The 11,964-nt window shown below is 49.4% G+C and carries 14 protein-coding genes; 6 read left to right on the top strand and 8 right to left on the bottom strand.

Annotated features, from left to right (window positions below):
- Window positions 1-14 precede the first annotated feature (14 nt).
- Window positions 15-209 carry a hypothetical protein gene (locus QZ516_RS10610; protein ID WP_297189392.1) on the bottom strand — a complete coding sequence of 65 codons (195 nt, stop codon included), beginning with the start codon at window positions 207-209 and terminating at the stop codon, window positions 15-17.
- 45 nt (window positions 210-254) lie between these two features.
- Between QZ516_RS10610 and QZ516_RS10605 the strand changes: the two genes are divergently transcribed.
- The 3 genes from QZ516_RS10605 to QZ516_RS10595 all read left to right on the top strand — a co-directional run bounded on the left by QZ516_RS10605 (window position 255) and on the right by QZ516_RS10595 (window position 1,875).
- On the top strand, window positions 255-563 hold the full coding sequence (locus QZ516_RS10605) for a BolA/IbaG family iron-sulfur metabolism protein (protein WP_297189390.1): 309 nt from the start codon (window positions 255-257) through the stop codon (window positions 561-563).
- Window positions 564-651: 88 nt separating this feature from the next.
- Window positions 652-1,074 carry a DUF4399 domain-containing protein gene (locus tag QZ516_RS10600; RefSeq protein ID WP_297189387.1) on the top strand — a complete coding sequence of 141 codons (423 nt, stop codon included), beginning with the start codon at window positions 652-654 and terminating at the stop codon, window positions 1,072-1,074.
- 108 nt (window positions 1,075-1,182) lie between these two features.
- Window positions 1,183-1,875 carry an OmpW family outer membrane protein gene (locus QZ516_RS10595; protein WP_297189384.1) on the top strand — a complete coding sequence of 231 codons (693 nt, stop codon included), beginning with the start codon at window positions 1,183-1,185 and terminating at the stop codon, window positions 1,873-1,875.
- 102 nt (window positions 1,876-1,977) lie between these two features.
- Here QZ516_RS10595 and fnr read toward each other — a convergent pair whose 3' ends face one another.
- The 3 genes from fnr to msrA form a co-directional block, all read right to left on the bottom strand.
- A complete protein-coding gene (gene fnr, locus QZ516_RS10590; RefSeq protein WP_297189381.1) occupies window positions 1,978-2,697 on the bottom strand; it encodes a fumarate/nitrate reduction transcriptional regulator Fnr in 720 nt (239 codons plus the stop codon).
- A 50-nt stretch (window positions 2,698-2,747) separates the two neighbouring features.
- Window positions 2,748-3,920 (bottom strand): hypothetical protein, encoded by a 1,173-nt coding sequence (locus QZ516_RS10585; RefSeq protein ID WP_297189379.1) that lies wholly within the window; start codon window positions 3,918-3,920, stop codon window positions 2,748-2,750.
- A 205-nt stretch (window positions 3,921-4,125) separates the two neighbouring features.
- Entirely contained in the window at window positions 4,126-4,722 is a 597-nt protein-coding gene (gene msrA / locus QZ516_RS10580; protein ID WP_297189376.1) for a peptide-methionine (S)-S-oxide reductase MsrA, read from the bottom strand.
- 160 nt (window positions 4,723-4,882) lie between these two features.
- On the opposite strand from msrA, the gene QZ516_RS10575 reads away from it, so the two are divergent.
- The 3 genes from QZ516_RS10575 to QZ516_RS10565 all read left to right on the top strand — a co-directional run bounded on the left by QZ516_RS10575 (window position 4,883) and on the right by QZ516_RS10565 (window position 8,264).
- Window positions 4,883-5,971, top strand: coding sequence for a DUF2817 domain-containing protein (locus QZ516_RS10575; protein WP_297189373.1), 1,089 nt, complete (start codon window positions 4,883-4,885; stop codon window positions 5,969-5,971).
- Window positions 5,968-7,089: a peptidase C39 family protein gene (locus QZ516_RS10570; RefSeq protein WP_297189371.1), complete on the top strand. Its 1,122-nt coding sequence runs from the start codon at window positions 5,968-5,970 to the stop codon at window positions 7,087-7,089. Before QZ516_RS10575 ends, QZ516_RS10570 begins: the two co-directional genes overlap by 4 nt.
- Window positions 7,090-7,502: 413 nt before the next feature.
- Complete coding sequence (locus tag QZ516_RS10565) at window positions 7,503-8,264, top strand: response regulator transcription factor (protein WP_365333579.1); 762 nt, start codon at window positions 7,503-7,505, stop codon at window positions 8,262-8,264.
- Window positions 8,265-8,282: 18 nt separating this feature from the next.
- Here the strand turns inward: QZ516_RS10565 and QZ516_RS10560 are convergent, their stop codons facing one another.
- From QZ516_RS10560 to QZ516_RS10545, 4 genes are all read right to left on the bottom strand, one after another.
- Complete coding sequence (locus tag QZ516_RS10560; RefSeq protein WP_297189368.1) at window positions 8,283-8,852, bottom strand: TadE/TadG family type IV pilus assembly protein; 570 nt, start codon at window positions 8,850-8,852, stop codon at window positions 8,283-8,285.
- 13 nt (window positions 8,853-8,865) lie between these two features.
- Window positions 8,866-11,127, bottom strand: coding sequence for a pilus assembly protein TadG-related protein (locus tag QZ516_RS10555; RefSeq protein ID WP_297189366.1), 2,262 nt, complete (start codon window positions 11,125-11,127; stop codon window positions 8,866-8,868).
- Between the two features lie 30 nt (window positions 11,128-11,157).
- Complete coding sequence (locus tag QZ516_RS10550) at window positions 11,158-11,607, bottom strand: TadE family protein (protein ID WP_297189364.1); 450 nt, start codon at window positions 11,605-11,607, stop codon at window positions 11,158-11,160.
- A 106-nt stretch (window positions 11,608-11,713) separates the two neighbouring features.
- Window positions 11,714-11,944 carry a Flp family type IVb pilin gene (locus QZ516_RS10545; RefSeq protein ID WP_297189361.1) on the bottom strand — a complete coding sequence of 77 codons (231 nt, stop codon included), beginning with the start codon at window positions 11,942-11,944 and terminating at the stop codon, window positions 11,714-11,716.
- Window positions 11,945-11,964 lie beyond the last annotated feature (20 nt).

The raw sequence follows: 11,964 nt of genomic DNA, 5'->3' as shown, positions 1-11,964 counted from the left end.
CAGGGTGTGTCTTGTTAAATGAAAACGGGATTGTAGCCCCCCGTATCCAAAAAGCCAGTGGTTGCTGTTGATGGATACAGGGCCTGCCAGTATAGTCGAAGAGCATGGGTATACCTGACAGAAATCCGGTGTTGCTTGGCTTTCTCCTGATCGAGGTGTGAGTTGACGCCAATTCCCCGACCATAACCCTGCTCGAATAGTCGTCGCATTTATGCTGTTCCGCGTTAAACAATTCATATTCATCCGAGGTGACCTTGCAAGTTCAACAGACCATCGAAAACAAACTGACAGCGGCGTTTACACCGGATTTCCTGCAAGTGCTCAACGAGAGTGACATGCATGCGGTCCCCGCAGATTCAGAAACGCACTTTAAACTGGTCATCGTCTCTGATTTATTTGAGGGGATGCGGGCCGTACAGCGCCATCAGCGGGTGTACCAGCTGCTATCTGCTGAGCTGGCTGGTGGCGTCCATGCTCTGGCACTGCATATCTTCACACCTGACGAATGGCGAGAGCAGGAGAGTGCACCTTCGTCACCGGCCTGTATGGGAAAAAATGGTTGATTGCGGAGATCGCATTTCTATTCATCCCTCTCATTTGCAATGCTGTATAGCTAACAACGATTCGTGGATGACGATAACGAGGTATAAGATGAAAAAAATAACAGGTATTTTGATTGCGGCACTGGTGATTCTGTCACCGACAATCCATGCGGGTGGAGCGACAGACTCCGGTGGTATGAAGGCCTACATTATTTCGCCCAAAGACGGAGAAACTGTGAGCAGTCCGGTAACGGTACGATTCGGCCTGCGTGGTATCGGTGTTGCTCCTGCGGGTGTCCAACGGGAGCATACAGGGCACCATCATCTATTGGTCAACGTCCAACAGTTGCCCGATATGGATAAGCCAATCCCGGCTGACGATCAACACCGTCATTTTGGTGGTGGCCAGACTGAAGTGAGTATTGAGCTGCCCCCGGGAGAGCATAGACTACAATTATTACTCGGAGACCATTCCCATGTCCCGCACAAGCCTCCAGTACTTTCTGAGCCAATAATCATTAAGGTGTATTGATCTAGCGCAAGTCGATGATTCTGTTTACTTAATCCAGATCAAATGGTGGTAGTGAAGCTCTTGGTTTAATGGCCTTGTCTTTTAGTGCTACCTTTCTGGAGAAAGTAAATGTTCAAGCAAAAAGCATTATCGCTGGCGATTCATGCGACCCTCGTCGGGAGTCTTTTGGTCGGGACTTCTGGTGCTATGGCCTATGAAACGGGGGATTTTATTGTCCGTGCAGGTGCGGCAACAGTTGATCCAAATGATGACAGTAGCAGGTTAAAGGTCAATGGAACCGCCTTGCCTGGCAGCAAGGCCTATGTGGACTCCGATACGCAGTTGGGTTTGACTTTTACCTATATGTTGACAGATCACCTGGGTTTAGGGCTTTTGGCAGCGACGCCCTTTAAACACGATATTAAGGCCAAGTTGGCTGGCAACGCTGATAGACTTAATGCGGGTTCTACCAAGCACTTGCCTCCTACCCTGACGCTACAATACTTCCCTATGCATTCAGAGTCTAAGTTTCAGCCCTACGCGGGTGTTGGTGTCAACTATACGAAATTCTTTGAGGAAGATGTGGGCAGTGAGCTCGAGGGCGTTCTTGGCAAGGGGAAGTTGAAACTTGATGATTCTTGGGGTGTGGCGTTTGAACTGGGCATGGATTACGCATTGACTGACCGCTGGGTAGTTAATGCCGCAGTGTGGTATATCGATATCGATACCGATGCGAAATTCAATTTCCCGGGTGCCGAGGTGAAGACCAAGGTGGATATTGATCCACTGGTCTATATGGTGGGTATAGGCTACAAGTTTTAACTAAGAACTTGGTTAGCTAGTTGCACAAAAGCCGGTTTATGAAACCGGCTTTTTTGTGCGTGTATCCATCAAAAACCAGAACAAGGGATTAATTGAAAAATCCTAGTTGGCCAACTCGCGTAGTTTGTCCAGATTGAGTAGTTCTACTTCTTTTTTGTCGACCTTCAGCAATGTCTGTTTTTGAAAGCGGCTGAAAACCCGACTGACTGTCTCTACAGTCAGTCCCAGGTAGTTGCCAATGTCTGCACGTGACATCGGTAACCTGAACCTTGTTGCGGAAAGCTTGCGTCGAAGATTGCGGTTTGAAATACTCATCAACAGTGTTGCCACCCGCTCTTCGGCCGTATTTTTGCTGAGCAGGCTAAGGAGTTGTTGGTCACCGGTAATCTCCAGGCTCATCAATTGGAAAAAGTGGCGTTGCAGCGTGGGGATTGCAATGCTCAGGTCCTGGAGACGGTTGAAGGGGATTTCGCAGACGGCAGAGGTTTCCATCGCGACGGCAGAATTGGTGTATCGGTTCTGGCCTATACCATCCATACCGAATATCTCCCCCGGGAGGTGAAATCCAGTCACCTGTTCCTGGCCGTTATTGCTAATCGTATAGCTTTTAATTGAGCCACTGCGAACCGCAAAGACAGAGTTGAACTCTTCTCCAGCATGGTAGATATGGTGGTCCTTTTGAAGAGGTTTGCCTCGCTGGATGATCTCATCCAGGCGTTCCACCTCCTTGGTTTGCAGTGCAAGCGGGAGACAGAGTGCATTCATACGGCAGTCACCGCAGTGGAATGTATTATTGTGGGGGCAGACCGAATCCATCGACATCTCTCTGAGCCTATTATGTCTCATTATAGCGACGATCATGATGTCGGTCATTAATGACCGTTACATCGACACGCCTGGAGACTATCGCAGAAATATCGGAGATGGTCGAGACCCTGACTAGATAGCAGCAGATAATCACATTCTCTGGTGAGCCAGCCCATAGACAGAGCATTCTGGAAAAGTTTGGTGAGTTCCGGGCATAACTTGATGGTTAGATCACAACTGCTCAGATGCACCCGATGAAAACAGAGCAACTGATTGACCAGTTGCCAGGGTGGCAGATTTTGCGGTTGATGATCTGGAAAGAGCCCGGTGCAGTGCACAGGGAGGTGCTTTTCATCAAGCGCCTGCCGGTAATCGTGAATTGAGTCAGTATTCTGATAGTAGCCTTCACCAAATTTACCCAATGCGCCCAGGCCAATCCCAATCCAGTCGATCAGGTTGTCCTTGGCCATTCCCCAGGGTGTGTACTGGAGAGTTCTGTTTAGGCGAAACTGCAGAAGTTTGTGCCCTTGAATGATAAAAAAACGATCCGCCAGAAGTTGATAGTGTTGACTGCTCATTCTCCGTGAGAGTTGACTGAGGGTCGCGGCCCCCTCCATTGACTGCAGCCCCTGCAGCTCAATTACTGCCGGTTGATAGCGAATTAACTCAGTAAGCCAGTGGTCCAAAGTATCCGGGTCGGCCTGATTGACCTGCAGACAGCAGTACCATTCTCCGAAGTGAAATTCGCTGGCTGTTGTCAGGATCGATGTAAATTGCTGCTTGTGAGGCGGTACTGCGCCATTAATGGTGAGCCGAAAGCAATCAAAATGAAGTCCCTTCATTAAGGCCAGTTTTTCGGCGGTTATATCTGTGAGCGTGCATTCAAAGCCGTATTCGCAGGCTTTCTTGTTTCGGAGATTAAAATAACTGTTGGACAAAAAGACCAGTTCGGTGAGTTCGCCCCTGTTCATGCCTTGTAATGGCCTGTCTCTAAGCCAGAATTTCACCAAAGGTTGGTACCTGAAGACAGGCTGAATCAGCTCGATCTCTCTGCTGACCAGTTCTGGGTAAGTGCTGTTGGCATTACCCGGTATATAAATGTTCAGCGCAACCGGTGAGATTGACGTGCGTCGCTTCTTCAGTTGTTCCTTGGGACAACTGACCAGCGATTTGAAAAACTCTGCCTCAATATCAGAGTGAGGACAGAACAGGTTGTTGGGTACCGTCGCAACGTGCATTTGCCGACTGACTCACAGATGACAATAGGATTGGTTACTGAGGTTAAGGGGTATCGCCAAAGATCCACATGATATGGGTCAAATTTCTGACGTTAGAACGATTGATCCCCGTCATTAAATGGTTGGAAGAAAGGCATGATGTCAGGTCCGGTTTACGACCGTTGCTGTCTCATCAAGTGCCACGGGGTTGTCGGGCGCAATGCTGTCAGAAGGGAAGCTTCACGTTATTCCAGAGATGCTTCAGTCGCGTGTCGCGACCACAACCATTTCGGTAATAACGATAACGAGTAGGATTTTTCAGGTAGTAATCCTGGTGATACTCCTCAGCGGGATAAAATTTACTGGCTGGCAGAATTCGGGTGGCTATCGGCTTGTTCAGGATATGGCTGTCGATTAATGCAGTTTTACTCTTCCGGGCGGCGGTTCTTTGTTCGTCATTCAGGGGGAAAATAGCACTGAGATACTGGCTTCCCCGGTCGCAAAACTGGCCTTTACCATTTTCCGGGTCAATATTTGTCCAAAAGGTTTTCAGCAATCTCTCATAGCTGACCTTTTTCGGGTCGTAGGTGACTTCGACGACCTCGAAATGACCGGTTTTTCCTCTGGTGACCTCTTTGTAGGTGGGGTTCTCGCTTTTCCCACCGGTATAACCCGAGATGGTGCTGATTACCCCATCCAGTTTGTCGAAGGGTGGCTCCATGCACCAGAAGCAGCCACCGGCAAAGAGGGCCTTTTCCGTGTCGGCGTAGGTTGCGGGGAGAAATCCAGCCAATAAAACCAGAAAAATGAGTTTTTTTATCATGCGATTTGCCCGTTGATCTATTTGGCTAAGCTGCTTTGACCCGTGAGGGTAGTCAGGGTTCAGAAGAAACTGGCCGATGTTTATTTTAGTTAATCGGGGCCGGGTGACTTACCCATAATATTGATTGAGGCTATGATCGAGATCTATTCCAGGTACTACTATGCCGTTTCAATCGACCCTCCAATGCTTTTCCCTGCAAAGTTTCCCCGACCATTACTATCAGGGCTGTGAGCTTTGGGAGAGGGCGCTTATGTCCCAGCAGCTGCCGCTCACACGGCTTGATTTCCCTCAGTCCTCACAGATTAATCTGCTGTGTCAAACCGGGTGGATCGGTAATCTGGACGCCGAAGCTGTGCTGGTGGTAATTGGCGGTACCCACGGTATCGAAGGTTTTACCGGGACTGGAGTACAGGTTGACTGGATGCAAATGGTTGCCAATGGCCTCATAGCGCTTCCGGATCATACGGCGATGTTGATGATTAATGCGCTTAACCCGTGGGGGTATGCCAATAATCGTCGTTGTGACGATCAGGGCATTGATGTGAATCGGAATTTTATCGATTTCAGTCAGCCGCTCCCGATAAATCCTGGGTATGAGGAGCTGCAGCCTCTGCTTGGTATCCGTGATAGAGACGCCAGAGCTAAAGCCATGGATGGCTATTGTCTGCGAGTGGGCCAGCGGCCCTACGAAATTGCGTTCAGTGGTGGCCAGTTTAATGACCCTGCCGGACCGTTCTACGGTGGGCAAAGTCCCGGTTTCAGTCGGCAGGTTATAGAATCGCTGATAGAGCATTACTCCCTGGCCAAACGACGTCTCGCCGTTGTCGATCTGCATACCGGTTTGGGTCCCTACGGTTACGGAGAGGTTATCTGTGACCACCCGCTGGGCACGGATGGCTTAATGACAGCCATTGAATGGTTTGGTCCCGGTTGCGGTTTGCCCTCGACAGGCACGTCCAGTTCCGTGCCAAAACTGGGTCTGCTCGATTACGCATGGCATCAGGTTATGGGGCCGAAGAGCTGCTTTGTGACGCTGGAGTTCGGCACAATGGGCACTGCGGCACTTTTTGATACGCTCCTTGACGAAGCCAGTGTCTGGTCCAATTCTGAATGTGCCTCCCGCCACTCAAAGGCAGTGGTGGCTGAGCAGATGAAAGCGCATTTCTACCCTTTGGACGACCACTGGCGTGAGGCCGTGATATTTCGGGCGAGGCAAGTACTTCATCAAGCGTTTGTGGGGGTTTCATGAATCAGCTACCACTATCAATACGCCCTGTTTCACAGGAGGATCTCAGTGCCTTGCTGCGGCTGGAAAATAAATGCTTCACTACTGACCAGCTCAGCCGCCGCAGTTTCCGGCACTGGATACAGGCAGAAAACTGTGCATTTATCGTTGCTGAATACGGTGACGTTATTGTCGGTTACAGCCTGATTATTTTCTTCAGAGGTACAACGCTGGCACGGCTCTATTCAATTGCTACTGATCCTGAATATCGCGGGAAAGGTATTGCCAGGGCATTGATGGAGGCCGGTGAACAGATCAGTAAGGATTCCGGGAGAGTGTTCCTGCGTCTGGAAGTGAGTGTGGATAATACGGCTGGAATCGCCCTCTATGAGTCCATGGGATACCAACCCTTTGGTATCTATCGTCATTACTACGAAAACAGCAATGATGCGCTGCGTATGCAGAAATGTATTCGCACAGTGCCCCCGGTTGCCGAAAATCGGGCTATTCCCTGGATACAGCAAACAACGACTTTTACCTGTGGGCCGGCCGCATTGATGATGGCCATGCGAGGACTGTCAAAAAATTATCAACCGACCCAGCATGAAGAACTGCAAATCTGGCGCGAAGCCACCACGATTTTCATGACATCTGGCCACGGCGGTTGTCATCCCATCGGCCTGGCTTTGGCCGCCACTCACCGAAATTATCCCGTGGAGGTCTGGATTAATAAGGAAACCACCCTGTTTATTGATGGGGTGAGAGGAGAAAATAAAAAACGTGTTTTGGAGCTCGTCCATCAGGATTTTGTCCTGCAGGCAAAAAAAGAAAAAATAAAAGTTCGGTATAGAGACTTTCATCACTCTCATCTGATCAGCGAGTTCAAGAAAGGTAACATACCGATTATTCTGATCAGTACCTATCGCCTCGACGGTAGAAAAGCCCCTCATTGGGTGACCATGAGTGGGTATGATGAGGATTGTTTATATGTGCACGATTCCGACCCGGATCCCGATGAACAGAGTGCCAGCGGTCTTGACAGTCAACACTTGCCCATCGCCCACGAAGATTTCCTGAAAATGTCCCGGTTTGGCCGAAACCCTATCCGAACGGCTGTGATTCTTAAAAAACGTGTTTCCTAAGGGACGCCCCCCCTCGGTTATCAAGTTGGGTATTGGCCAATTTCATATCACCGGGTCTGTTATGGTATGCCCCGTTTAATCATCGCTTTAGGCTACCATTTCGATTGCAATGCCTACGCTGGTTCCCTACTGGTTCTACGCATTGCTGGAGAAGCCTCCTGTGTATATGCCCATACCAAGTGAAAGGTTGGTGCCTGTCCTAACTCACAACTGATTATATTCGATGGGGTTATGGCGTTCTCATTATTGACATAAAAGTATGGACATTTTAAAGAAGTTTGTTATTTTGGTTGCCATTTGGTTTTAATGAAAAGGGTAATAACCCTATATTTATTAAGGTTTTATAATTAAAACGACCCATCATTTTCGACAAAATCTAAGATGGTACGGAAATCGAGAGGATAGGGAACCACATGCAGCAAGCTTCAATTCAACACAAGATTATGGTTGTAGATAACGAGGCCTTTGTGGTCGAGGAGCTGGTCGAGTTTCTTCATAATCAGGGGTTCTCGTGCTTGGGCTGTACCAGCCCACAGGAGGCATTGGCCTGTTTCATGGAGAACCCGGAAATCGATATCGTGCTCAGTGATTTTCGCATGCCTCACATCAATGGCGTGCAGCTGGTAGAACAGCTCCGTCTCGAGGCTAATCCAGGGCGAGTTTTCGAGGCAATAATATTTACCGGTAACGCTGAAACAGATGATGTGATTGCTGCCTTGAGGGCCGATGTGGCAGATTACTATCAAAAACCATTGGATTTAAAGCAGTTATTGCTCGGTCTTTCCCGTGTCATTGCCCGTATCGAAAAACGTGGGGCGGAGTCAAAAATAAAAACCTTAAGTCAGAACCTCCGAATGCTTTCAAGTTCATTGAGTGACATATGCAATGGCATCGCCCCTGTCGACACCGATACCCGGAACGCATGCGGGACAGACGGCAAAAGCGAGAGTCAGTCTGATGATAAAGATCCATCAGCAAAGCTGTCCCCCAGACAGCGTGATGTAGCGAAATTGCTTGCGCGGGGTTTGACGAATTACAGCATTGCCTGTGAGCTAGGCATTTCCGAAAATACAGTTAAAATATATGTCTCCCAGATTTTGCGCATCTTCAAACTGAGCAACCGGACTCAGCTTGCTCTGGTGCTTGATAGCGGTCGCAGTCTGCAGCCCGTTTAGGTTCTCATTTTCCCCTCGCTACAGCTGGATGAGGGCGTGTCCTTTCAGGATTCGATTCCCGTCACCTCCAGAGAATGGGGACACGCTGTGTTCGCCAATTTGAATGATAGGAATTATGGCCCTCTCTCCCTTCTTCCCTGTGCGATTGTATTTTCGCTGTATACAAACAAGTAACAAATAGCGTGAGTGATTGCTTGTGATCACTTCTTTCGCCAGATAGCCGAAGCTGGGGTAGCCATTTTGAGCGGGGAGTTGCTGCCATGGCAGGTCTGTATGGTTTAAGTTTTGGCAATTTCCGTCATACCACTTATCCGGCAACCAGCTGGATGTAATAGTTTGGGTGACTTGCTGGCTGACGAGCTCGATATAGGCCTGTTCGTTAAGGCTTGGGTCAACCCTCAGCGCAGCGCGTGCTCCCTCAGCACTTAGGTGTTTGAATGTGAAAGTCAGTAGCATTGGTAGAGTAAAAGAAATGATGGCATAGAGAACCGTGAAAAAAAGTAGGAAAAGGGCTGCGAACTCAATGGCGATAGCGCCTTTTTCCTGACGTTTTTTGTATGACGGAAAATAACGTGCCCTTTTTTTCATGACCTTGAGTTTCTTAGTGTATGAGCGATGGAGCACCACAGGTGGCCGATTCCACAGAGACGTCCGTTTGGCCTATTTTTAGTCCCAGGACGTCAGTGATAGTGCCCGTCAACAGGTCGCCAATATGGCTGAGTACAGGCTTGAGCAGTTCGAGAACGGGTTCCAGTAAAAGACACAGGGTGCCAGAGCAGTTCACTGTCTGAGTACTGGAATCGGCAATACTGTTGCCGTCCTGGTTTTGGCTCAGGTCAATGCCACCCGGTTTTTCTGTCAAAAATTTCACAAGGTTGTATTCGATACAGTTATTCCATGTCAGCAGCACATTGAGCAGTCCACCGCAGGATCTGTAGCCATTACTCAACGTTGAAATGCCAAGCAGATCCAACAGTCCTCCGGGTTTGGTGTAGGCGTTAAAAGCCTGTGAGAATGTCCCGTTATTCCAATAACTTACCGGACAGGTGGTGAGTAGACAACTGGTTGGAATACTGTTGACCAGCATCCAGTCCTCATCTATCAGTGGTGGCAATACCTGATTGCCAGCACTGTCATATTCATTGCTGCCATTCAAAATCAGAGCTGTTACTGCGTCAACGTTGTAAAAACCATTGTTTGTCGAAGCTTGCAGGTATTGGGCGGCCAGGTTTTTAAGCAACAGGGGCTGCCCAGCTTCCGAGTAAGTCAGGTTGTTATCGAGGGAAGCAGGTCGGCGGAACAGCCCGCTTAACAGATCAAGCAGCTCGCCAACGATGTTATCAACGGCGCTGCCCAACGACAGCGGGTTGACCTCAGTGGATTGAGTTTCGTGCAATTGGATACCCGTGAGTTGTTCCTGGGCATAAAGTGGTGCGATTTCGGCTTTGCCTGTCAGTAGAGGGATGCCGAGTAAACGGATGAGTTCCTTGTCGGATGAGGCTGTGAGGCAACTGTTTGCGGTTGACCATTTCAGATCATCTGGTACTTCGCCAATGCAGACGTTGAGCAGTGATGAATCCACCAGAATATCGACTTCCACGGGGTTCACGCTACAGTCAATGTCGGTAAGTGTGCCCTGTGAAGTAGCCAGGTCAATCCAAATGGGCAGGTGAATCTGCGTTCCCAGAACTGTATTGGTCAGCCATGAAAGGAGTCCGCCGATCAGGTGGTTGCTGTTGACGTTCAGGTAAAGGCGTATTTGTGCATTGTAGGCCTTCGTGCCTATCGGACCTATCCCGATGGACGGCGGTTCGATGATACCCAGTTCAACATCCAATAACCCCAACAAATTGAGGTCGGGAATGATCAGGGAGCGGCCTGCATAGCCTGCCAGTAGACTCGTGGCGATGAGGTCTCCGAGGTTAATCTGGGTGTCCATCACAGCCTCCGGCGGATAATCGCCGCTGGCGTTAAGTCGGATCAGAGCTGCTTCACTGCCACTGCCAAAAAGCTGCAAATTTGCATTATCGAGTAGTGGATCACTGAGGATGGCGTTGCCCAATACCGAAAGACTTCCCTGTAATACACTATCGCCAACCAGATCTGTCGATAGATCGACAATGTCGCGAACACCCAGCAGCCCGACTTGTGTATTAACAAGTTCTACCAGACCTGCAGGGGAGAGCGCTTTGAGCTCATTGACACTGAGGTTCACACCCAGTGCTTCCAGCAGACCAGAGGCTGAAACACTGGTATTCGCCAGGCCATGGCTATCCAGCAGTGTGAGGTAGTCCACATCCAGCCCGATAGTCTGCAACAGTTGGCCCAGGAGTTTATTGTTGTGGAGGCGCAGCAGTTGGGAGCCAACTGTGAAAGCGGCAACAGCGGGCGGTCTTTGGGCTGCAGCCACGGCGGTTAGGGTAATGTGATTATCGACACCTTCAGCCATCCACGATGCGGCCTGTAACACGATGCTGCTTTTTACTTGACTGGATGTGATTGTCTGGACGGCATCTCCCGATGCGGATGCCGTGGTTTCCCTTAGCCCTGAAACAGTGCTGACGGCCACGCACTCCGTGTTTAGGTTTTGATGGGGACTATTGAGAAAGTTGTTTCGCTGTGCGCTGTCTATTGCAAACAGCTGTGCATCACCCGGGCTGGTAGAACAGTCGCTGTTTGGCAGTCTCAGCAAGGATTCAATAGCTGCCATATCGGCAATTTTCTGTAGACGACGTTGTTCCAGATAGAGTCTTCCGGTATCCAGCGCCACACCGAGAAACATCAGCAGAACCAGCAGAGTGGCTGCAGCCAGTAAACTAAACGCGCCTCGTTGGTGTGAAATCTTCAAAAGGTTTTTGCGCATGAGTAAACGTTCATCTTAGTCGTGTCTAAACTAGTGAATACGAATCACGGCCTCGCCCCTTATTTCATTGGGCAACGTGGGAATTTGCCAGTCAAAAAATCTGAGCGGAGGGATGATGGATTCGGGGTTGCTGTGGCGCAGGCAAACCCGCCATATGCCCTCCTGTCGATTTAAAAAACTTTCATTGAAGCCCGAGCATGTTTCCACCCAGTTGCTTGGAATCCAGGAGTGTTCGACCAGTTGCCGCACATAACCTGGTATATCAATTTCACTATCATGTTCAGCAACAAAATGCAGATCAACGGCTTCCCGCAGACCTTCAGATGCGATCTCCTGGTAAGTGGCGGAGAGCAGTATAGGCAGGGTATAGCCCACCATACCGTAGAAAAGCAGAAAAATTATGATAAATACCAGGATGAACTCAATGGTGGCACTACCCCGATTTTTTCTGCGTCGCGCTGAAATCGTTTTGGTCGCCATGACAAATTATTCGCTACAGAGACGCTTGCCCGCTGCCCGGTTCAACAGACGGCTACCTGGGGATATTCTTGACAGCTTATGTCAGGCGGTTGCACCGAACGTTGGTTCAATCGGTACTGCCGGTATCAGAACTACTGCTGTTAACTTCCTGCAGAGCCGTTTGAATGGTGGTGAAAACGTTGGTGATTTCTACACCCACCAGTTTGGCAGTACCAATCATGGTTACGGCGATTAGCCCCGCAATGATGGCGTATTCAATAGCAGAAGCGCCGTCTTCCTCTTTAAAAAAACGGCGGATTTTTTTGCGGGTAGAAAGTGCTGGAACTGAATCAGGCATATTCGAAGACCTTTCGAGAA

Origin of the sequence: uncultured Porticoccus sp. (genome assembly GCF_913061305.1) — a bacterium.
In the GTDB taxonomy this organism is placed as follows: domain Bacteria; phylum Pseudomonadota; class Gammaproteobacteria; order Pseudomonadales; family Porticoccaceae; genus Porticoccus.
The sequence above is the reverse complement of the archived record's forward strand: the minus strand, read 5'-3'. Positions and strand labels throughout refer to the sequence as shown.

Excerpts from the sequence above, each read along its gene's own strand:
- QZ516_RS10565 (WP_365333579.1), top strand. The coding sequence starts at position 7,503 with ATGCAGCAAGCTTCAATTCAACACAAGATTATGGTTGTAGATAACGAG.
- QZ516_RS10570 (WP_297189371.1), top strand. The coding sequence starts at position 5,968 with ATGAATCAGCTACCACTATCAATACGCCCTGTTTCACAGGAGGATCTC.
- msrA (WP_297189376.1), bottom strand. The coding sequence starts at position 4,722 with ATGATAAAAAAACTCATTTTTCTGGTTTTATTGGCTGGATTTCTCCCC.
- QZ516_RS10610 (WP_297189392.1), bottom strand. The coding sequence starts at position 209 with ATGCGACGACTATTCGAGCAGGGTTATGGTCGGGGAATTGGCGTCAAC.
- fnr (WP_297189381.1), bottom strand. The coding sequence starts at position 2,697 with ATGTCGATGGATTCGGTCTGCCCCCACAATAATACATTCCACTGCGGT.
- QZ516_RS10560 (WP_297189368.1), bottom strand. The coding sequence starts at position 8,852 with ATGAAAAAAAGGGCACGTTATTTTCCGTCATACAAAAAACGTCAGGAA.
- QZ516_RS10575 (WP_297189373.1), top strand. The coding sequence starts at position 4,883 with ATGCCGTTTCAATCGACCCTCCAATGCTTTTCCCTGCAAAGTTTCCCC.
- QZ516_RS10595 (WP_297189384.1), top strand. The coding sequence starts at position 1,183 with ATGTTCAAGCAAAAAGCATTATCGCTGGCGATTCATGCGACCCTCGTC.
- QZ516_RS10585 (WP_297189379.1), bottom strand. The coding sequence starts at position 3,920 with ATGCACGTTGCGACGGTACCCAACAACCTGTTCTGTCCTCACTCTGAT.
- QZ516_RS10600 (WP_297189387.1), top strand. The coding sequence starts at position 652 with ATGAAAAAAATAACAGGTATTTTGATTGCGGCACTGGTGATTCTGTCA.
- QZ516_RS10550 (WP_297189364.1), bottom strand. The coding sequence starts at position 11,607 with ATGGCGACCAAAACGATTTCAGCGCGACGCAGAAAAAATCGGGGTAGT.
- QZ516_RS10555 (WP_297189366.1), bottom strand. The coding sequence starts at position 11,127 with ATGCGCAAAAACCTTTTGAAGATTTCACACCAACGAGGCGCGTTTAGT.
- QZ516_RS10545 (WP_297189361.1), bottom strand. The coding sequence starts at position 11,944 with ATGCCTGATTCAGTTCCAGCACTTTCTACCCGCAAAAAAATCCGCCGT.